The organism is Cellulomonas sp. KH9 (assembly GCF_900114185.1).
Lineage (GTDB): Bacteria > Actinomycetota > Actinomycetes > Actinomycetales > Cellulomonadaceae > Cellulomonas.
The window spans coordinates 250133-265508 of the sequence record NZ_FOSE01000004.1; the positions used below are offsets into that span (position 1 = coordinate 250133).

Below are 15376 nucleotides of genomic sequence, written 5' to 3' on the forward strand. Positions count from 1 at the left end.
GCACGCAGTGCACGGTGGTCCACCCCATACCCACGCTGGGTACTGGTCCCACGCCGCGCCTCGTACTGCCGGGCGTGCCGGGTGCAGTACCGCTCGCCGCTGGTGAGGATCGTCGGGCACGCTCTCGAGCGACCGTCGACCTCGTCCTTGCCGGGGCACCTACGCCCTGCCATGCCGACCCCCAAGGGTCTACGTGATCCCGCCCCGTGTACGGACTCGCCAGCCTCGCATCGAACGTTGGCGCTGGGCCCAGGTACTCCGGGGCGGGTGTCTGTGGTGGTCGCGAGCGGGCCGGGCGAACCGACCGAACGGGAGAAGTGGCAGCACCTCGCGCTACCGGCCCCGCTCGCAACTGGTCGTCGCACCCCGCCAGGTACGACGAAGGCCCGACCTCCGTAGAGACCGAGCCTGTCGTTGGAACTGGTCCAACCTAGTGGCATCTTGTCAAGCCGAAGCGCTCATGTCAACCAACTCTGCGTGCCACCGCGCCACCAACCGCACCGCACCCACGGCGTCACCCGTCCTGCGCCACGCCCGCTGCCACGTCGTCGGATCGATCCGGTGCGCCGAGTCCTGGTCGCACACCACATCCGGGACCACGTTCGCCCGCTCAGGGTCGGCCAGCACCGTGAGGTTCCCACGGCACGCCACCCGCTCACCAAGGTCACTCGTCCCGTGCTCCCAGCACTTCGCCCCGATGCGGATGCTCCGCCGCCCGCTGGGCCGCGCAGTCTTGAGCACGAGGGCCCGCAGCCGCTCAGCGTCGTCACAGAACGCGAGGGCCAGCATCTCGTCCTCGTGCTCGGTGAAGTGCCCGACTCGCTGGGCGATCTGCCGCAGCAGCGCCGGCGTGCTCGTCCCCTGCGGCTCCCAGTCGGTCTCTTCCATGAGCGCACGGGCGAGGAACGTGGCCCACTGATCGACCTCGGACACGACATCGACGACATCCACCCGCACAGGCAGGGGAGCGACCTTCGTGGGGCTGGCGATGCCGCTCGAGTCCTTCGCGCCACCTCCGGCAGCAACGCGCGCGGTCAGCTCGGGCCACATGTCGACAATGGCGAGGATGTCGTAGCGCGCGAGGACGGATGGGTGTCCGCGCCGAATGGCGGTGTCGATCTGGTCGAGCGTGCTCACAACATCCTCCGGTGGCGGGTCCAGTAGACGTGTGCACATTCTACAATCCCCACCCCCTGTTTCCCGGTTTACATCGAGTGTTCCTTGTGGGATATCCACATGGTGACGCCGAACGGGGTCGGGTCATTCGCCCGGCCCCGTTCGGCGCTTCACATCACTTCACTTCACACCCCATGCTCACGCACGGGTGGTGATGCTCACTGGTCCTCATCCCTGCCATGGGTCAGCACGTTGTCGATGCCGATGCGGTACAGGCCGACGGTGTGGTGTGCGGGCTGTCCTTCGGGCGTCACGTTGTCGTACTGGTTGACGTCGTCGTTCTCGTCGGTGATGGAGGTGACTAGTGCCCATCCAATGACGAGCTGTCCGGGGTGCTCTTCGGCCATGTGGGCGCGGAGTGCGGCGTCGAGCGCGTCGAGGGTGTTCATCGGTCGCCCTCCTGCTCGTACGGGTTGGGGATGGTCGACTCGCTGGCGTCGGCGTCAAGGGGCATCACCTGGGCCGCGTAGAACCCACGCGTGAACCCCTCGTCCCACGCCCGTGCCGCCGCCCTCTCCACGGCGGTCGGGTCCGGGCGCGGGCCAGCAGCGGCGAGAGCGGCGGCCATGCGCGGCCGGTTGCGCTCCATGACGTGCGGCGCGACGGCCGTGTGGTCGCCGCCGGACCAGTCGAACCACGCGACAAGTGCCCTCTCGACGGCGGCCGGGTCCAGGTCGTCAGCCACGGCGCGTCGGATCGGCTCGGCGTGCATCTCGTCGATGAACGCCTGCAGGTTCGCCGCCCACACCCCGTCGTCAGCCCGGTCCTCGACGGGCGGGGCGGGGGTGTTGGGGCGGTAGAGGAGCCTCGCGCCCCCCTCGCCCACCTCCAGCACGTCCTCCGCCGGGCACTCCGACAGGAACGGATTCGCCGGGCACCACCAGTGGTCGTCACTGTCTCCGCGCTGCCAAGCGTCGCCGATCGCGTCCAGCACCACGCTCCCCACGGGCAGCGCGTCCAGCTCCTCGACGGTCGTGATCTCGGTCATCGGTCGTTCTCCTTCGTGTCGAGGTCGAACGTCTCGACCTGGGGGCGGGGGTGCTCGTCGACCGCGTGGAACAGGACGTGGTCGCCCTGCCAGTCGGGCGTCACGGGGAACGTGTAGGCGCCGCGCAGCACCTCGTCGCTGTTCTCGAACCAGTCGCGGAGGTTGCACGCCTGGGTGTTGAGGTGGCCGGCATGGCGCGTGCCCTCGTCGTCGTACATCGGGCGGTGCGACGGGACGCCGTCGACCACGGTCTCGTCGGCCCAGCCGTCGTCGCAGCCGCAGTCGTAGACCGCATGGCAGGGGGACTCGGCCGGGGCGTGGCAGTTGAACGTGTAGATGGGCCAGCCGTCGCGGCCGAAATCGGCGGTGACGGTGTGCGTGGCGCTCATGACTTCTCCTGTCCTCGTGCTGCTGCGATGGCTGCGCGGGCAAGGTCTGCGCCGCGGGTGGAGACCTCGGCCCGCGCCGGGTCTGGTGTGGCAGGTGGTGCGGTGGCGGTGTCGGCCTCGAGGTCTTCGGCTCGGCAGGCGCCGCAGTTGTGGGCGGGGTAGGAGCCGTGGCCCGGCTCCTCGCATCGGGCGAAGTGCAGGGCCGTGGCGTCCGAGCCGGCGAGCTTGACGGCCGACCACCAGGGGCCCATCTCGTTCATGCGCTTCGGCGTGACAGTGGCGGTGTCGGTTGCGATGTAGGCCAGTGCGACGGCGACGTCCCGGTAGGCGCGTGAGGCGTGGTCGGCCATGAGCCAGGTGCACAGGGACTTGATGGGCCAGTCGGGGCGCAGTGCGTGTGCCGCCTGTGCGAGTCGTTCGATCTCGGTTCGGGAGAGCATCAGGCGTTGCCTCCAAGTCCAAGCGATCGGGTCTCGCGCGTACGGAACTGGACGATTTGGGATTGGTCTCCATCTCCAACTACGGAAGGCGAGACGACCACATCGGATCGGGTATCGGGTCGGGTCGGGTCGGGAGGATTCGGGGGCGAATCGCCCCCCCGATCGCCCCCCGATTCGGGGGCGATGTCTCCGGAGCAGAATCCGCACGACGGAACAGAGATGTTCCGGGCCACGTGCCAGCGCACGTGATTGCCCATCGCGCCGCCGTCGGAAGCTGCGTTGCGACGCGCCTTCTCGGACGCTGCGTCGGGCTGGAACTCCTCCCAGCCGTGGAATCGCCACCCGTCCTTGACCTCGCGCCACAGGCCCGACTCGACCAGGGCAGAGGCGTCCTTGGTGTTGTGTCCGAAGACCGCAATGACGTGCCTGGGGATGCGTCCATCGGTACCCATGCCGGCCGACCACGACCCCGCAGTTGCCCACAGGGCGCGGGCGCGGATCGGCGTTGCGAGCCACTTCGGGTGGCCCCAGAGGCGGTCGTCGACCTTGAACCACGTCATGCGGTCACCTCCGGGCGAGGGAGCGACCGTCCGTAGTCGTCGACCCGCGTCTCGGGCCACTCGTCCCACGCACATGTCTTGCAGAGGCGCCGGCGGTCCGGGTTCACGAGCGAGGCGACGCGCTTCGGGTTGAAGTACATGCCGCCGCCGATGACGGCCATGTGGATCGACGTCGGGTGGGTGGACTCGCGCCCGCACCCGTCGCAGCGGACGGTCGGCGGGTCCATCGAGACGATGCCGTGAGCCGCCACGCTGTTGACGAAGTGCGGCCACGGACCGCGCATGGGCGGCTGCTCGAGCTCGGCCAGGAGGTCCAGGAGGTCGGACATCACGCCTCCCCGAGCACTGGTCGGTCACCGGTCAGCAGCGCCACGAGATCCCCGAGGGTGCATGTGACGTACTGGTCGGCCGGGTTGGTGGTCCCGCGGCGCTTGTGCACCACGAGCCCGGCGAGTGCGTCGTCGTTGCCTGCCTCGATGTGGGCCTCACGCACCCACCCGGACAGGTCGACGCGCGTCACGTCCTTGACCTCGATGACGAGTCGTCGGCCCCGGTGGCGCAGGCCGGCGATGTCGCCCCTGTCCTTCGCGCCGGTCTTGACGCGACGGTCGATGCGGTCGTCGTCGAGCACGAGTGCGAGGTAGTCGGCCACGGACCGCTCGAAGCGGGACCCGGCGGCCTTGGCGGAGGCTCGGTTGCGGGTCACGACGCCTCCTTGGGCTCGCTGGGCATGTGCTCGAGCGTCATCTGGTGCACCCGTCGCCCGTCCGCGGTGGGCGCGTACTCCTTGCCGCAGCCGCAGACCTTGACGCCGCGGATGATGCGGTCAAGCTCGCGGACGGCCTGGGCGGCGCGGAACTCCCGGGCGAGCTTGTCGATGTCGGCGGCCATCAGAACGGCGGCTCGTCGTTGCGGGTGGACGTCGCAGCCCACGGGTCGTCGGCCATGGGGGCGGGTCGCCCGACGCCCATCCCAGCGCGCGTGACCTTGGCTGTGGCGCGTCGCAGTGAGGGGCCGACGTGCTCGGCGGCGACCTCCCACACGGTGCGCTTCTCGCCCTCGCGGGTCTCGTACTCCCGGGACGTCAGGTCGCCGGCGACGATGACCTCCGTGCCCTTGGTCAGGGACTCGGCGACGTGCTCGGCGGCCTCACGCCACACGGAGCACCGGTAGAAGTCGGTGCCGGCGTCCTTCCACTCGTTGGCCTGGCGGTCGAACTTGCGCCGGTTCACGGCCACGGTGAAGTTCGTGACGGCCGCACCGTTGGGGGTGAAGCGCAGCTCGGGGTCGCTGGTGAGGTTGCCGACGATGGTGATGGTGGTCATGCGTTGCTCCTGGGGGTGGTGGCGGCGACACGGCCGGCGATGAGGGCTGATGCGGTTTCGCGGGTGATGTGGAGTGCGCCCGCGATCTCGTGGTGGGTCATGCCGCGCTGGACCATGTGGACTGCGAGGGCGGCGAGGCGTCGTGTGGAGGCGTGGGCGAACGGGTCGACGGACGGGATCTCGGTGGCCGGTGCGAGTCGGCGGATCTGCGCGTCGATGCGGGAGCGGGCCTGGACGAGCTCGTCGAGGCGCTGCGTGCGGGTGTTCATGACGCCACCTGCTTGGCTCGCGCTCGACGCTCACGCCCGTACTGCGCTTCGGCGTCGAGGCACCGCTGGCAGACGACCTCTCCGCGCTTGGTGTGCTGGACGTAGCCGCTGTGGGTGCCGTGGCTGATGGGCGCGAGCCTGCGCACGGGTGTCTTGCGGGGTCGCGGCGTCCTGCCGTTCTTGGCGCGCTTCTCTCGCTGGTAGGCGGCGTTGGCGGCCCTGCATGGCTCGCATGTCGGGGTGCCCTGGCTGATGTGCCGCTTGTACCCGGCGAGGTCCCCGTGGTCGGGGCGCTCGGCGTGGCCGGCCGTCATCGTGTGACGCTCGGCGGGGGTGAGGCCGCCCCAGATGCCGTGCTGCTCGCCGCGCTCGATGGCGTCCTCGAGGCACAGGAGTCGCACGGGGCAGTCGGCGCAGATGGCCTTGGCGTACTCGACCGTCTTGCGCTCGGCCCTGGTGGGCGTGTCCTTCTTGATCTGCCACAGCTCGGGGTCGTTGCTGGCGCACGCGGCGTTCTCGACCCAGGCGGGGATGGTGGGGAGGGAGATCATGCCGCCGCCCCCAGCATCCCCAGCAGCTCGCGCTCGTCGTCCATGTCGGTCGCGTACCGGCCGACGAGTGCGGTGACGGTGGCGATCTCGCGGCGGGTGGTGGGGTGAGGGTGCAGGGAGTCGAGGAGCTCGAGGTGGAGGTTGAGGGTGGTCATGCGGCACCTCCGACGGTGAAGAGGGGGGACGACCCGTTGACGCCTCGCAGCCAGGCGAGGACGTTCGGCAGGTTCTGATCTGGTCCGAATGCGATGTAGGTGCCGTCAGCGGAGTCGCAGCCGACCGCGGAGGCGTAGCGGAGTCGGCGCTCGGAGTTGACCCGACCCATGTGGACCCACTTGCCTCGGCTCTTCGCCTCAGCGATAAGGGCTCGGGCGTGGCGCCCGAGTTTCCATGCGGTGTCGCCGCCGATGAACAGGACGTCGAAGTCGTCCCAGGGGACGGCGAGGTTCTCGAGCCCGTTCTGTGCGACGAACGCGGCGGGGTATCCGAGGCTGCGAATGCGCGCGAGCCACGGTGCCGAGCGGGCGAGCGTCGCCACGGCGTCCCCGACTACGTCCGGAGCGACCGCGAAGAGGCACCGCCCACGCTGCTCAGGGGTGAATGCCTGCAACCAGGCGAACCACGCGTCGTCGCCGGGGTACCCCTTGCCGAAGCATCCGTTGTCGGCGCACCACGCGGCACCGGGGGGGATCGGGTTGCCCTGTTTGGGTGTGGCGATCATGTTGATGAGTCCGGAGTTCATGGCGTCACGCACGCTCTGCGTGGACGGATTCCCGAAGTACCGCACGGCTCACCGCCCACCCGACCGCGAGGAAGGCGACGGTGGCCCACGCCTTGCCCACGAGTTGACCGGGGGTAGCCGGCAGGACCGCAGCGGCGCCGAAGGCGACGGTCAGGAAGACCACGGTGTCGACGACTGCGCCAACGACGTTCGATGCGATGACAGCTGCAGCCCACCGGCGGTCACCGAGCCGCGAGCGGCGGCGTAGGGGCGTGTAGACGGCGAAGTCTGCGAGCTCCGACAGGAGGAACGCTGCGGCGGAGGCGAGCGCGATGAACGGGTCCGCGAGGAGGAACGACAGCCCGGCGCCGGCGACGACCACTGCGAGCACCCCGCGGCGACCGAGCGAGTCTTGCGTCACATCTCGCAGGGCGAGCGCCGCCCCGGCCGCGAAGGTCCCCGCGGTGGCGCTGAGGCCGAACCCGACGGGGACGAACCCGAGGCGGGTTGTCAGGTAGTTCGCCACAACGGTCGTGGCGACGAAGGCGGCTGCAGCGGCTGCGCCGGCGATTGGGCGGCGCTCTGGTCGCCCTGGTCGTGCAGTGGGTACCTTCGTACGGCTCGTGCTCATGGCGCGAGTTCCTTCCTGAGTGGAGGCGGCGCCCGGCTGCGGGGACTTCTTGGCGGGAGATCCGCAGCCGGGCGTGTGGGTTAGTGGGTGGTGGTGCGCCTGCCGAGGACCGGCAGGTTGAGCGGGATGCGATCGGGGGGTCGTGCCGGCAGCTCTCCGTCGCCGCACCACTCGGGCTTGAGGCGGGGCGGGTGGGACACCTCTGCCGACGAGACGTGGACCGTGACCCCCGGGGCGAGCTCGCGCTCCGGCCTCTTCGTGACTCGCCAGGGGCTCACGTCGGCTCCTTCGTGCTGTGCGGGCAGGTGCTGACGTGCCCGCGGGTGGGGTGGAGCTGGCAGAGGGGGTCGCAGTCGACTTCCACAGGCCCAGATCCACATTGGGGATGTGGGCCTGTGGATGTGTCAGTCACGGTTCTGCCTGCGTGCGATCCGGTTGGCCCGGCGCATGGCGGCGTCCCATGAGGCGGTCCAGGTGAGGCGTCGGATGCCGAGTTCGGTGTCGTCGTAGATGACGCACCAGCCGGTGCCGCGGACGGTGGAGTGGGCGCGGGTGACGCGGGGTCTCACTGGTCGCCCTCGATCGGCAGCGTCTCGGCCGCCGCGTCGAGCTCGGCCTTGCGCGCCTTGATGCGCTCCCGAGTCGCGGCGTCTGCGGTCTGGTACGCCAGTCGCAGCGCCTCCTGGTCCGTGCAGGTGGCGATGTCGAGGGCGGGGGTGGGCGCCGACTCGGTGAGCGGCTTGACGACGTGTGCCGCCCGCTTCCCCCGGGTCGCGGTGAGCATCATCGTCAGCGGCCTGTCGATGTCCGAGAGGTGACTGATCTTGACGCCACCCACCTTGTCCGCCCCGAACCGGACCTCGGGGTCGCGGTAGAGGGTCATCCGCCGGCCGACGTAGGCGTCCGACTCCTTGCCCCAGGCGATGACCAACACCCGCCTCATCGACTTGGAGGGTCGGTACGCGCGGCCGGGGGACTCGACAAGGTGCACGTCGATGGGCTGCTCTGCTGCTCCGGCGGTGACGCGCTCGACGGTCACGGTCACGGGGCCACCGATGAGGTCATCGGCGTTGATCTGGTCCGACCGCGGGGCGATCGTCTGCGTGAGGTCCATCTGTCACACCACCATCTGGTCGTCGTAGTCGTCCTCCGCCTCGTAGATCGCCCACTGGGGCAGACCGACGGGGTGGATGACGGTTGGGTCGTAGCCGGGCCACTGCCCGGTCCTGGTGCATTCGGCGTAGATCTCGCGGGCACGGGCGGCCTTGAGTGCGCCGATGTGGAGGGCTTCCTCGTCGAGCTGGATCACGGAGACGAGGTGCGGTGCGTTCTTCTCGACGACCACGTGCAGGAACTCGGGCCGCTCGCCGGTGACTGCCTCGTGCGCCTCGCGGTACCAGTCGGTCGAGAGGTCGTACCCGAAGGACGCGACCGCCCGTCCGAAGCCGGAGGGGTTGGCGTCGGCGGCGGTCTTGAGGTCGACGATCTGCCCGGGGTTGAGCCGGTCGAACCGTGCGCGGCATCGGACGCCCGTGGCCTCGTCGGTCCAGAACGCCGACACCTCGGACTGCCCGTCGCCCGTGAACAGGGGTCCGGCGATGGGGTGGTTCGCGACGGCATCGGCCATCGCGATCGCCCGCTCGTAGTCGGCCAGGAGGATGGCGATCTGCCCGGCGTCTCGTGCCGCACGCCGCTCCTCCTGTGCCGCCTTCCCGCGCCATGAGTCAGCCTCGACGACCACGACGGGCCATCCGGTGCCGAGCACGAGGCCGTGGACGACGCTGCCGAGGTCGAAGGCGTCGGAGTGCCAGGGGTGCTCCTGCTGCCACTGGTACAGGGCGGGTGCGCGCAGGAGGGTCTTGGCTCCGGTGGACGACAGCTCGGGGCCGGAGTGGTACTCCTGCTCGGGCATGGACAGCACCAGCCCGTCGCGCTTGGTCATGACGCTCATGCCGCCCCCCTCTCGTCCCTGGCCGCGTCCTGCATCTCGTCGTGCCACCGCATCCCGCGGTCGATGTCTCGTGCGTCGGTCTGCCAGCGGGTGAGTCCGGGTGCGGGGATGTTCTGCCACTCGGGGGTGGCGGGGATGGTGGTCACGCCGGCCTCCCGTAGCAGCCGCAGTCGCGGTCCCAGCAGCCGCCCGCGTTGCATGCCTTCGAGTGCATGCAGCAGCCGCAGTCGGGGCAGCGGGAGCCGTGGCAGTCCTGCTCGTTGTGCGGGTAGAGGCTCATGCCGCACCCCCGCTCTCGACGACCGCAGCCGCCAGCGCGATCCCGGCTGCGTAGGTGGCCTCGCCGCGCGCCCGAGCCGCGTTGACGAGGGACCACAGACCCTCGGCCTGCCGCTTGCGATCCAGCTCGGCCACGCGCTCGACCAGCCCTGGCATGTCGTTCGTCCAGTGCTGCCCGGACAGCGGCTCGTAGTAGACGAGGTCGCCCGCGATCAGGTCGTCGATGATGTGGTCGGCGAGGGACTCGTCCTCGATGTCGTCGTCTGGTCGGGTGATGAGGTCGGTCACGGGGTCACCGCCTCCTTGCCGGCGTCGGTCAGTACCACCGTGGCCCGCTTCGCGCCCCAACCTGCTGAGCCAACGGCGATGAGCCCAGCACGGCGAAGCGCCTCGTAGGGCTGCGCGCGCAGCGGCGGCCAGTGGCCCTCGTGCATCCACTTCATCGGACCCGGGCCAATCGGCCACCTCCCGTAGACCTTGCCCTGGCTGACGAGGGTGAGGGCGGTGCGCTGGGCGACCGTGAGGCGGGGTGCCTTCTCGTTCACCATGAGAGTCCTCCGTGCTTCTGTCGTGTCATCCGTGCCCGCCACGTGTTGAGGAGGGTGCGGTCTGTCTGGTGGATGGGTGCGCCGCGCAGTGCGTTGACCTGTGCGTCGCGGGTGGTGTGCCGGCGCTCGTCGGCGCGGGCGATGGTGGCTGGGGAGGTGGGGTTGGTCATCGGGTCACCACCGTGATCGGGAACGCGCCGGGGGTCTCGGCGGTGACGCCGTTCCACGACATCCACCACTCGGGCGGGCCGGCGAGCGTGACCGCGTACATGTGGTCGACGCCGTCGGCGTCGCACGGGTCGTCGAGCCACCCCGCGACCTCGCGGTCGTAGTCGTCCACCGCGGCAGCGAACGTCTCGGGGTCGACGTGCCCGTGCGTGTAGACGTAGGTGCCGTCTTCGTCCTCGATGATCGGAAGGCCGCGGAAGGTGTACCCGCTGCCGGAGTCGAAGTCCTCAGCCGTCAGGGGCGGGAGCGGGGGGTTCGGGTGCTCACTCATGCCGCACTTCCCTTCATCAGTCGCCACGTGCCCAGCAGGCGGCGGGTGTCCTCGTCGATGGGTGCGCCCTTCAGCGCGTTGACCTGCGCGTCCCGTGCGGCGTCTCGTGCACGCTGGTCGGCGCGGCAGGTGATGCACTCGAACAGCGCCGGCGCGACCTCCTCGAGGCCAGCCAGGGCGACGTGCTGGCGGCACAGGTGGCAGGTGTGGCGGTACCTCATGCCGCACCTCCTGGTCGCTCACTCAGCTCGGCGATGCGGTCTGCGGCGTCGCGCAGGGTCATGAGTGCCATCCATCCGGTGTCGCTGTGGGATCCGTGCTCGATGTCCACCGCGCGCCAGGCCATGAGTGCGGTGAGTGCCTGGTCTGCCTGGTCGAGGTGGACGAGGGCGGGGATGGTGGTGGTCACGGGGTCACCTCCGACAGGGCGGCGGTGATGTCCTCGCGGAGGTGGTGTGCATGCACGAGGCCGCAGTCCTGGTCGTAGTCCATGGACGCGGAGAAGTCGGCAGCGTCCGCCAGGTCCAGCACGTCCCCGAGTGCCTTCGCGAGCGCGGGGAGGAGGGTGCGGGCGGCGGCGATCAGCGCGCCGTCGACGTCACACACCTCGGGGACCACGTACTCACCGTCCGCGTCGAAGACGTGGCCGCCGGAGTGGTCGCCGTTCTGGTTCTGCCCGCCGTAGGGCTCGTGGTGCCACGGTGCCTTGCTCGCCGCCTCCGACAGCGCGAGGGCCTGGGAGATGACGTCGCGGGCGGTCACGGGGTCACCTCCACGCGGACGCCGGCCTGCACGAGGTCCTCGAACGTGGCGCCCTCGATGCGAGCACCCGCCTCGGCGAACGCCTGGATGAGGGAGGCGACGGCGGCGCGGTCCACGGGCGGGTTGGCGCGCAGGTACTCAGCCAGGGCGAGATACCTCACGGCCAGCTCGCGGGCCTTCTCGGCGGTGAGACTGTTGGTGATGAGGCCCAGGGAGGCCGCCTCCACCTCGACCGCCTCGATGACGATGGCGTCGGCGGGGACGACCTTGACGTCGAACGCCTCGGCCACCGCGCGGAGGAGGTCAGCGACGGTCGGGTTGACCAGGCCGTCCTCACCCGCGCCGATCCGGACGAACGCGCGAGGCGGGTCGTAGCCGTGGCCGAGGAGGCCCATCACCACCTCGGAGCCGTCGTAGTGGGCGCAGGGTGCAGACGCCTCTCGGTCGCTCATCTCTCCTCCTCCGTCATCCCAGCCAGCACGAGCACGAACGTGGCCAGCAGCAGCCACGGGACGATCACGGCACCCGTCATCACGAGGTCGGGGCGTGCGATCTGCATGACCAGCAGCGCCACGGCGGCGAGTGCGGTCAGGGACATGGCGGTGGCGAGGGGGCGGGTCACAGGAGGACGCCCATCGCGCGTGCCGTGGCCTCGTCGTTCGGGTTCCACGGGTTGTCGAGCTCGGCGTCGGCCTCGGCGCGGGTCTCCTCCCAGTCCGCGAACGGGGGGCTGAGGATGTCGGCCATGAGGCGTGCTGCCTGGGCGTCGGTCAGCGGCGGGACCTCACCCATCGGACGCACACCGTCGAGCTCGTCGAGCAGGGATGTGTGGCCGGCGGGGGCATGTGTCGAGTGCGCGTACAGCCAGGCGTCGATGCGGTCACGGAAGCGGCGGAGGAGGCGGGGGATCATCGGGTCACCTCGCCCATCTCGCGCAGGGCGGCGGTGTTGAGGCCGCGGGTGTGGCGGGTGAGGGGTGCGGCGTGACGACCGCTGGCCGCGGCGTGCGTCGTGTTGAGGTGCAGGACGATCGCGGTTGCCGGCGAGTCGGGCTGCGGGGCGAGTGCACGGGCGGTGGCCTCGAGCGTCATGGTGGTGACGGTCATCGGGGCGACGCGCTGGGAACGGGGGAGGTCGCGGCGACGGGGGATCGGCCGGGCGACGGCGACGGTGGTGATCATCGGGTCACCGCCTGCACGCGCACGTTGCGTCCGGTGGTCGCGGCGACGAGGGCCGTCGCGTCGTCGAGCTCGACGGGCGGGGTCAGGGTCTCGCCGGTGTCGGAGTCGACGACGACGTGGCGCGTGTCCTCCTCGGCGAGGATGGCCGTCAGCCGGTCGCGCAGGCTCGTCGCGGCGTCCGTCGTGAGGTAGAGGTCGAGGTTCGCGACGACGAGGTGCACGGCCCCGAAGGCGTCGTCGCGCGGCGACAGGGTCATGCGGTTGATCCGGAGGTCGGCGGGGGCGATGCCGCCGATGAAGCCGTTCAGGGTGGCCATGGGATACTCCTCTGTGAGTGGTGAGCCCCGGCGTTCTGGCATGAGCGGACCGGGGCTTGCTGCTGTGCTGGGTCAGGCGGTGCGGCGGCGCTGCTGCGCTGCCTTGGAGCGGGCCGACCTCGGCTCGATCCTGTGCGGGTCCACGGCGGCGCGACGCTCGGCCTGCCATGCCCGGAAGGCGGTCTCGTCCACGAGCCACCTGCCGCCCTCGACGGGCTGGTACCCGCCGGGGATGCGGCCGGCGCGCAGGTAGTCGACGGTCGTGGCGCGCGAGAGGTGCAGCTCCTCGGCAACTGCGGAGGCGGAGAGCGTGGTCATCGGTAGACCACCTCGCCGGTCTCGCGGCAGTAGGCGACCTCGTAGCTGCGGAGCGCCGCTCCGGAAGGCCACTCCGACGGGCCCGCCGACAGCCCGGGCGAGATGACGTCGCCCGTTTCCCGGTCCAGCACGTCCCAGGTCTTCACGCTCACGACTCCTCCTCGGGGATCGGTGCCGCGAGGCGGTACACCTGCGCGGGCTTGGTGCGGTTGCGGGACTTGTGCTGCCCGTTGGGGCGGTACTGGCCGGTGGGGATGAGGCGACCCATGCGGACCTGCGCGCAGATGTAGGCGCCGGGCTGGTGCGGGTCGATGTGCCCCGGGAGCAGTGGGCGGATGTCGGCGATGTGCACGTGCCCGGCGTTCTCGCGGGCGACGGTGTTGATCGCCTGCCGGATGTGCTCGCGGTCGTTCCTGCGTCGCCAGTCGCGTGCGACGGCGTCGATCTCGTCCTGCTCACGGATGACCTCGTACAGACCCCGGAGCCACGCCCGGTTCTCCTCGATGAGGTCGGTGAGCGGGCGGACCGAGAGCACAGTGCCGACGCGGCCGTCGGGGTCGACGATCTGGTCGCCGGGCTTGGTGGCGGTCACAGCTGCTCACCCCGGGCGATGCGGGCGGCGATGTGCAGCACTCGCGCCTCGTCGTCGTCGTACTCGAGCGTCTTGGATGCGGTCTTGATCTCATCCGCCACCTGCTCGCGGACCTGGCGGGCGATGTGGGGGAGGGCGGCGGTGACTGCGGCGTGCGCGTAGGCCCGCGCCGAGAGCGGCTGCCCCTTGTCGGAAACCACCTGCCGGTTGAGCACCCCGGCAGCTGCCGCGTCCACCGCCTCGGTCAGGTCGATGTCGCTCATGCCGCCACCTTCTGCTTGTTGGTCTGCCCAGCGGTGCTTGTCTTCTCGGGCACGAAGAAGAGGTCCATGGGGACGTCGAGCGCCTCGCAGATGAGCTCGGCCGTGCGCCCCTTGTTGAGGGACTGGGTTCGGCCGGCGATCAGGTTGTCGATGGTCCCCGGGACGCACTCGGCGTAGCGGGCGAGCCGCCGGGCCGAGAAGCTCTTGGCCTCCATCCGCTTCACGAGCATGTCAACCGAAACGAGCTTGTGCCGCGTACCCACCGGCCACCTCCTGCGCATCGTGACGACCCTGCGGGGTGCCGTCGCTGTAGTACCCATCAAACCCTCCTTAGGCGTCGGCGTCAAGCGCCGCTAGGTAGAAAGGTAAGCGGTACTTAGGCACCAGCGCAAGGGGCAGTTTGCGGAAGCGGGGTAGATCCTGGGCTTGGCCATGCGGTCCAGGGCCAGTGTGGCGGGGGTCACGTTAGGCGCGAGGGTGCTCAAACACGCCAAACATCGTTAGGCAGTGCCTAACATGCGAGGGCTAGACCGCTGCCCGGATCCGCCAACACGATGAGGCCGTGATGAACGCACCCGACCTGGCGGCACTGATCGCCGACGCCAAGGGAGACCGGTCCTACGACCAGATCTCCCGGGCGGCCGGCGGCAAGCCCACAGCGGAGCGTCTGCAGCAACTCGCCACCGGGGAGATGAAGACCTTCCCCGGGCCGGCGACGATCGAAGCCCTCGCACGCGGCCTCGGTGTCACCGTGACGGATGTCGTCTCGGCCGCCTGCCGTTCGCTCGGGATCGAGGTGCACTACGGCGCTACGCCGGGTGCGCTGACCATCCCGGGAGCGGGGGCCCTGCCCGCACCAGCTCGTCGGGCGATCGAGGACGTTGCTCAGCAGATGCTTGCGCTACACCAGGCGGCCGAGCCTCGAGAGGACGTGATGGGCAATGCTGAGCACCCCGCCCCCATAGGTGCCGCCCCGATCGGCGTCGTGAGTACGAGTGTCACGCCGCCTCAGACGCGACCCGTAGCAGCCAGTCGTACGCCCGACGAAGAGCCGCCTCGGGCAGGCCGGCGCGGATCAGGCCGACGTGCCGGTCGCTGATGTAGCAGACCTCTACGTCGAGGTCGGGGACCTCCACCACGGTCACCCCTAGTGCGCTGAGCAAGAGCTGGTCTCCCACTGTCGTCCTCCCCCGGGCGTGTAGTGCGCCTCACTATGAGTCAAACGTCCGACAGTGGCCAGGGCTCCGATTCGGTCGAAACGGGCTGAGAGTGGGTCGAAGTGGTGAGTCGTTTCACCCGCTGGTGGTAAGGGCTTGCCATGAACGCCCGGAGCGCAGCCGGGGGAGCCGAGAGCGTGCTCGCCGTGGGCACGCCTAGGCCCGCATGTGCACACCGTGTCCACGGACACGCCGATACTCCGAAATCGGGGGTCAGACCCCTTTGGCTCGCGGGACCAGAAAGTGCCTCTGACCAGGTATCTACGCTGGTAGCGTGTGTCCTGTATCCACAGCGGGTCTCTCTTTCAAGTCCCGTTAGCCACCCCATAGCAGTAGGCTCCTGACCTGGGAGAACGTCCACGGGGATCGAACATTGATCCCCGTGGACACACCCCGAGG

The 15376-nt window shown here is 70.0% G+C and carries 35 protein-coding genes; 1 reads left to right on the top strand and 34 read right to left on the bottom strand.

Translation table 11 applies throughout. The features are described 5' to 3' along the window. Positions 1 to 444: 444 nt before the first annotated feature. The 34 genes from BMZ16_RS14045 to BMZ16_RS14190 form a co-directional block, all read right to left on the bottom strand. The gene (locus tag BMZ16_RS14045; protein WP_089801543.1) at positions 445 to 1137 is read right to left on the bottom strand and encodes a hypothetical protein; all 693 of its coding nucleotides are present in this window, start codon (positions 1135 to 1137) and stop codon (positions 445 to 447) included. A gap of 197 nt (positions 1138 to 1334) precedes the next feature. Further along, positions 1335 to 1565, bottom strand: coding sequence for a hypothetical protein (locus BMZ16_RS14050; RefSeq protein ID WP_089801544.1), 231 nt, complete (start codon positions 1563 to 1565; stop codon positions 1335 to 1337). Further along, positions 1562 to 2164 carry a hypothetical protein gene (locus BMZ16_RS14055; protein WP_089801546.1) on the bottom strand — a complete coding sequence of 201 codons (603 nt, stop codon included), beginning with the start codon at positions 2162 to 2164 and terminating at the stop codon, positions 1562 to 1564. Before BMZ16_RS14055 ends, BMZ16_RS14050 begins: the two co-directional genes overlap by 4 nt. Further along, on the bottom strand, positions 2161 to 2553 hold the full coding sequence (locus BMZ16_RS14060; RefSeq protein WP_089801548.1) for a hypothetical protein: 393 nt from the start codon (positions 2551 to 2553) through the stop codon (positions 2161 to 2163). Before BMZ16_RS14060 ends, BMZ16_RS14055 begins: the two co-directional genes overlap by 4 nt. Further along, positions 2550 to 2993, bottom strand: a complete 444-nt coding sequence (locus BMZ16_RS18995; RefSeq protein WP_143082846.1) for a hypothetical protein — start codon at positions 2991 to 2993, stop codon at positions 2550 to 2552. Before BMZ16_RS18995 ends, BMZ16_RS14060 begins: the two co-directional genes overlap by 4 nt. Then, positions 2993 to 3553 (bottom strand): hypothetical protein, encoded by a 561-nt coding sequence (locus BMZ16_RS19000; RefSeq protein ID WP_143082847.1) that lies wholly within the window; start codon positions 3551 to 3553, stop codon positions 2993 to 2995. Before BMZ16_RS19000 ends, BMZ16_RS18995 begins: the two co-directional genes overlap by 1 nt. Further along, on the bottom strand, positions 3550 to 3882 hold the full coding sequence (locus BMZ16_RS14065; protein WP_089801550.1) for a hypothetical protein: 333 nt from the start codon (positions 3880 to 3882) through the stop codon (positions 3550 to 3552). The genes BMZ16_RS19000 and BMZ16_RS14065 overlap by 4 nt, the downstream gene beginning before the upstream one ends. Beyond that, entirely contained in the window at positions 3882 to 4259 is a 378-nt protein-coding gene (locus BMZ16_RS14070) for an NERD domain-containing protein (RefSeq protein ID WP_089801552.1), read from the bottom strand. The genes BMZ16_RS14065 and BMZ16_RS14070 overlap by 1 nt, the downstream gene beginning before the upstream one ends. Beyond that, positions 4256 to 4444 carry a hypothetical protein gene (locus BMZ16_RS14075; protein WP_089801553.1) on the bottom strand — a complete coding sequence of 63 codons (189 nt, stop codon included), beginning with the start codon at positions 4442 to 4444 and terminating at the stop codon, positions 4256 to 4258. Before BMZ16_RS14075 ends, BMZ16_RS14070 begins: the two co-directional genes overlap by 4 nt. Continuing rightward, positions 4444 to 4878, bottom strand: a complete 435-nt coding sequence (locus BMZ16_RS14080; protein WP_089801555.1) for a single-stranded DNA-binding protein — start codon at positions 4876 to 4878, stop codon at positions 4444 to 4446. Before BMZ16_RS14080 ends, BMZ16_RS14075 begins: the two co-directional genes overlap by 1 nt. Further along, a complete protein-coding gene (locus tag BMZ16_RS14085) occupies positions 4875 to 5147 on the bottom strand; it encodes a hypothetical protein (RefSeq protein WP_089801557.1) in 273 nt (90 codons plus the stop codon). Before BMZ16_RS14085 ends, BMZ16_RS14080 begins: the two co-directional genes overlap by 4 nt. Then, positions 5144 to 5698 (bottom strand): WhiB family transcriptional regulator, encoded by a 555-nt coding sequence (locus tag BMZ16_RS14090; protein WP_089801559.1) that lies wholly within the window; start codon positions 5696 to 5698, stop codon positions 5144 to 5146. Before BMZ16_RS14090 ends, BMZ16_RS14085 begins: the two co-directional genes overlap by 4 nt. After that, complete coding sequence (locus BMZ16_RS19360) at positions 5695 to 5853, bottom strand: hypothetical protein (protein WP_177199716.1); 159 nt, start codon at positions 5851 to 5853, stop codon at positions 5695 to 5697. The genes BMZ16_RS14090 and BMZ16_RS19360 overlap by 4 nt, the downstream gene beginning before the upstream one ends. Next, a complete protein-coding gene (locus BMZ16_RS14095; RefSeq protein WP_089802118.1) occupies positions 5850 to 6440 on the bottom strand; it encodes a hypothetical protein in 591 nt (196 codons plus the stop codon). The genes BMZ16_RS19360 and BMZ16_RS14095 overlap by 4 nt, the downstream gene beginning before the upstream one ends. A 4-nt stretch (positions 6441 to 6444) precedes the next feature. Continuing rightward, positions 6445 to 7050, bottom strand: a complete 606-nt coding sequence (locus tag BMZ16_RS14100) for a VUT family protein (RefSeq protein ID WP_089801561.1) — start codon at positions 7048 to 7050, stop codon at positions 6445 to 6447. A 565-nt stretch (positions 7051 to 7615) separates the two neighbouring features. Continuing rightward, entirely contained in the window at positions 7616 to 8164 is a 549-nt protein-coding gene (locus BMZ16_RS14110; protein WP_089801564.1) for a hypothetical protein, read from the bottom strand. A 3-nt stretch (positions 8165 to 8167) separates the two neighbouring features. Next, positions 8168 to 9001: a PD-(D/E)XK nuclease-like domain-containing protein gene (locus tag BMZ16_RS14115; RefSeq protein WP_089801566.1), complete on the bottom strand. Its 834-nt coding sequence runs from the start codon at positions 8999 to 9001 to the stop codon at positions 8168 to 8170. After that, positions 8998 to 9147 carry a hypothetical protein gene (locus BMZ16_RS19365; protein WP_177199717.1) on the bottom strand — a complete coding sequence of 50 codons (150 nt, stop codon included), beginning with the start codon at positions 9145 to 9147 and terminating at the stop codon, positions 8998 to 9000. The genes BMZ16_RS14115 and BMZ16_RS19365 overlap by 4 nt, the downstream gene beginning before the upstream one ends. 130 nt (positions 9148 to 9277) lie before the next feature. Continuing rightward, complete coding sequence (locus BMZ16_RS14125; protein ID WP_089801570.1) at positions 9278 to 9568, bottom strand: hypothetical protein; 291 nt, start codon at positions 9566 to 9568, stop codon at positions 9278 to 9280. Next, positions 9565 to 9828: a hypothetical protein gene (locus BMZ16_RS14130; protein WP_089801571.1), complete on the bottom strand. Its 264-nt coding sequence runs from the start codon at positions 9826 to 9828 to the stop codon at positions 9565 to 9567. Before BMZ16_RS14130 ends, BMZ16_RS14125 begins: the two co-directional genes overlap by 4 nt. Before the next feature lie 166 nt (positions 9829 to 9994). After that, complete coding sequence (locus tag BMZ16_RS14135) at positions 9995 to 10327, bottom strand: hypothetical protein (protein WP_089801573.1); 333 nt, start codon at positions 10325 to 10327, stop codon at positions 9995 to 9997. After that, positions 10324 to 10548: a hypothetical protein gene (locus tag BMZ16_RS14140; protein WP_089801576.1), complete on the bottom strand. Its 225-nt coding sequence runs from the start codon at positions 10546 to 10548 to the stop codon at positions 10324 to 10326. The genes BMZ16_RS14135 and BMZ16_RS14140 overlap by 4 nt, the downstream gene beginning before the upstream one ends. Then, a complete protein-coding gene (locus BMZ16_RS14145; protein WP_089801578.1) occupies positions 10545 to 10736 on the bottom strand; it encodes a hypothetical protein in 192 nt (63 codons plus the stop codon). The genes BMZ16_RS14140 and BMZ16_RS14145 overlap by 4 nt, the downstream gene beginning before the upstream one ends. Continuing rightward, positions 10733 to 11089: a hypothetical protein gene (locus BMZ16_RS19005; RefSeq protein ID WP_143082848.1), complete on the bottom strand. Its 357-nt coding sequence runs from the start codon at positions 11087 to 11089 to the stop codon at positions 10733 to 10735. Before BMZ16_RS19005 ends, BMZ16_RS14145 begins: the two co-directional genes overlap by 4 nt. Then, positions 11086 to 11541: a hypothetical protein gene (locus BMZ16_RS14155; protein ID WP_089801582.1), complete on the bottom strand. Its 456-nt coding sequence runs from the start codon at positions 11539 to 11541 to the stop codon at positions 11086 to 11088. The genes BMZ16_RS19005 and BMZ16_RS14155 overlap by 4 nt, the downstream gene beginning before the upstream one ends. Beyond that, positions 11538 to 11711 carry a hypothetical protein gene (locus BMZ16_RS19370; RefSeq protein WP_177199718.1) on the bottom strand — a complete coding sequence of 58 codons (174 nt, stop codon included), beginning with the start codon at positions 11709 to 11711 and terminating at the stop codon, positions 11538 to 11540. The genes BMZ16_RS14155 and BMZ16_RS19370 overlap by 4 nt, the downstream gene beginning before the upstream one ends. Further along, positions 11708 to 12001 (bottom strand): hypothetical protein, encoded by a 294-nt coding sequence (locus BMZ16_RS14160; RefSeq protein ID WP_089801583.1) that lies wholly within the window; start codon positions 11999 to 12001, stop codon positions 11708 to 11710. The genes BMZ16_RS19370 and BMZ16_RS14160 overlap by 4 nt, the downstream gene beginning before the upstream one ends. Beyond that, a complete protein-coding gene (locus tag BMZ16_RS14165) occupies positions 11998 to 12270 on the bottom strand; it encodes a hypothetical protein (RefSeq protein ID WP_089801586.1) in 273 nt (90 codons plus the stop codon). The genes BMZ16_RS14160 and BMZ16_RS14165 overlap by 4 nt, the downstream gene beginning before the upstream one ends. After that, positions 12267 to 12587, bottom strand: a complete 321-nt coding sequence (locus tag BMZ16_RS14170) for a hypothetical protein (RefSeq protein ID WP_089801588.1) — start codon at positions 12585 to 12587, stop codon at positions 12267 to 12269. The genes BMZ16_RS14165 and BMZ16_RS14170 overlap by 4 nt, the downstream gene beginning before the upstream one ends. A 72-nt stretch (positions 12588 to 12659) precedes the next feature. Beyond that, complete coding sequence (locus BMZ16_RS14175; protein ID WP_089801590.1) at positions 12660 to 12905, bottom strand: helix-turn-helix domain-containing protein; 246 nt, start codon at positions 12903 to 12905, stop codon at positions 12660 to 12662. Then, the gene (locus BMZ16_RS19375; protein ID WP_177199719.1) at positions 12902 to 13057 is read right to left on the bottom strand and encodes a hypothetical protein; all 156 of its coding nucleotides are present in this window, start codon (positions 13055 to 13057) and stop codon (positions 12902 to 12904) included. Before BMZ16_RS19375 ends, BMZ16_RS14175 begins: the two co-directional genes overlap by 4 nt. After that, positions 13054 to 13497, bottom strand: a complete 444-nt coding sequence (locus BMZ16_RS14180) for a hypothetical protein (RefSeq protein WP_089801592.1) — start codon at positions 13495 to 13497, stop codon at positions 13054 to 13056. Before BMZ16_RS14180 ends, BMZ16_RS19375 begins: the two co-directional genes overlap by 4 nt. Next, positions 13494 to 13760 (bottom strand): hypothetical protein, encoded by a 267-nt coding sequence (locus tag BMZ16_RS14185; RefSeq protein WP_089801594.1) that lies wholly within the window; start codon positions 13758 to 13760, stop codon positions 13494 to 13496. Before BMZ16_RS14185 ends, BMZ16_RS14180 begins: the two co-directional genes overlap by 4 nt. Then, positions 13757 to 13990 (bottom strand): helix-turn-helix domain-containing protein, encoded by a 234-nt coding sequence (locus tag BMZ16_RS14190; RefSeq protein ID WP_177199720.1) that lies wholly within the window; start codon positions 13988 to 13990, stop codon positions 13757 to 13759. The genes BMZ16_RS14185 and BMZ16_RS14190 overlap by 4 nt, the downstream gene beginning before the upstream one ends. A gap of 332 nt (positions 13991 to 14322) precedes the next feature. Here BMZ16_RS14190 and BMZ16_RS19010 point away from each other — a divergent pair, with 332 nt between their 5' ends. Beyond that, the gene (locus BMZ16_RS19010; protein ID WP_143082850.1) at positions 14323 to 14859 is read left to right on the top strand and encodes a hypothetical protein; all 537 of its coding nucleotides are present in this window, start codon (positions 14323 to 14325) and stop codon (positions 14857 to 14859) included. Positions 14860 to 15376 lie beyond the last annotated feature (517 nt).

Bases quoted from the DNA above. Each gene is read 5' to 3' on its own strand.
- BMZ16_RS19000 (WP_143082847.1), bottom strand. From the start codon at position 3,553: ATGACGTGGTTCAAGGTCGACGACCGCCTCTGGGGCCACCCGAAGTGG.
- BMZ16_RS14075 (WP_089801553.1), bottom strand. From the start codon at position 4,444: ATGGCCGCCGACATCGACAAGCTCGCCCGGGAGTTCCGCGCCGCCCAG.
- BMZ16_RS14055 (WP_089801546.1), bottom strand. From the start codon at position 2,164: ATGACCGAGATCACGACCGTCGAGGAGCTGGACGCGCTGCCCGTGGGG.
- BMZ16_RS14050 (WP_089801544.1), bottom strand. From the start codon at position 1,565: ATGAACACCCTCGACGCGCTCGACGCCGCACTCCGCGCCCACATGGCC.
- BMZ16_RS14170 (WP_089801588.1), bottom strand. From the start codon at position 12,587: ATGGCCACCCTGAACGGCTTCATCGGCGGCATCGCCCCCGCCGACCTC.
- BMZ16_RS14090 (WP_089801559.1), bottom strand. From the start codon at position 5,698: ATGATCTCCCTCCCCACCATCCCCGCCTGGGTCGAGAACGCCGCGTGC.
- BMZ16_RS14080 (WP_089801555.1), bottom strand. From the start codon at position 4,878: ATGACCACCATCACCATCGTCGGCAACCTCACCAGCGACCCCGAGCTG.
- BMZ16_RS14130 (WP_089801571.1), bottom strand. From the start codon at position 9,828: ATGGTGAACGAGAAGGCACCCCGCCTCACGGTCGCCCAGCGCACCGCC.
- BMZ16_RS14160 (WP_089801583.1), bottom strand. From the start codon at position 12,001: ATGATCCCCCGCCTCCTCCGCCGCTTCCGTGACCGCATCGACGCCTGG.
- BMZ16_RS14100 (WP_089801561.1), bottom strand. From the start codon at position 7,050: ATGAGCACGAGCCGTACGAAGGTACCCACTGCACGACCAGGGCGACCA.
- BMZ16_RS14155 (WP_089801582.1), bottom strand. From the start codon at position 11,541: ATGAGCGACCGAGAGGCGTCTGCACCCTGCGCCCACTACGACGGCTCC.
- BMZ16_RS14110 (WP_089801564.1), bottom strand. From the start codon at position 8,164: ATGGACCTCACGCAGACGATCGCCCCGCGGTCGGACCAGATCAACGCC.
- BMZ16_RS14095 (WP_089802118.1), bottom strand. From the start codon at position 6,440: ATGAACTCCGGACTCATCAACATGATCGCCACACCCAAACAGGGCAAC.
- BMZ16_RS14140 (WP_089801576.1), bottom strand. From the start codon at position 10,548: ATGAGGTACCGCCACACCTGCCACCTGTGCCGCCAGCACGTCGCCCTG.
- BMZ16_RS19360 (WP_177199716.1), bottom strand. From the start codon at position 5,853: ATGACCACCCTCAACCTCCACCTCGAGCTCCTCGACTCCCTGCACCCT.
- BMZ16_RS14135 (WP_089801573.1), bottom strand. From the start codon at position 10,327: ATGAGTGAGCACCCGAACCCCCCGCTCCCGCCCCTGACGGCTGAGGAC.
- BMZ16_RS14115 (WP_089801566.1), bottom strand. From the start codon at position 9,001: ATGAGCGTCATGACCAAGCGCGACGGGCTGGTGCTGTCCATGCCCGAG.
- BMZ16_RS14060 (WP_089801548.1), bottom strand. From the start codon at position 2,553: ATGAGCGCCACGCACACCGTCACCGCCGATTTCGGCCGCGACGGCTGG.
- BMZ16_RS18995 (WP_143082846.1), bottom strand. From the start codon at position 2,993: ATGCTCTCCCGAACCGAGATCGAACGACTCGCACAGGCGGCACACGCA.
- BMZ16_RS14065 (WP_089801550.1), bottom strand. From the start codon at position 3,882: ATGTCCGACCTCCTGGACCTCCTGGCCGAGCTCGAGCAGCCGCCCATG.
- BMZ16_RS14185 (WP_089801594.1), bottom strand. From the start codon at position 13,760: ATGAGCGACATCGACCTGACCGAGGCGGTGGACGCGGCAGCTGCCGGG.
- BMZ16_RS14085 (WP_089801557.1), bottom strand. From the start codon at position 5,147: ATGAACACCCGCACGCAGCGCCTCGACGAGCTCGTCCAGGCCCGCTCC.
- BMZ16_RS14165 (WP_089801586.1), bottom strand. From the start codon at position 12,270: ATGATCACCACCGTCGCCGTCGCCCGGCCGATCCCCCGTCGCCGCGAC.
- BMZ16_RS14175 (WP_089801590.1), bottom strand. From the start codon at position 12,905: ATGACCACGCTCTCCGCCTCCGCAGTTGCCGAGGAGCTGCACCTCTCG.
- BMZ16_RS14190 (WP_177199720.1), bottom strand. From the start codon at position 13,990: ATGCTCGTGAAGCGGATGGAGGCCAAGAGCTTCTCGGCCCGGCGGCTC.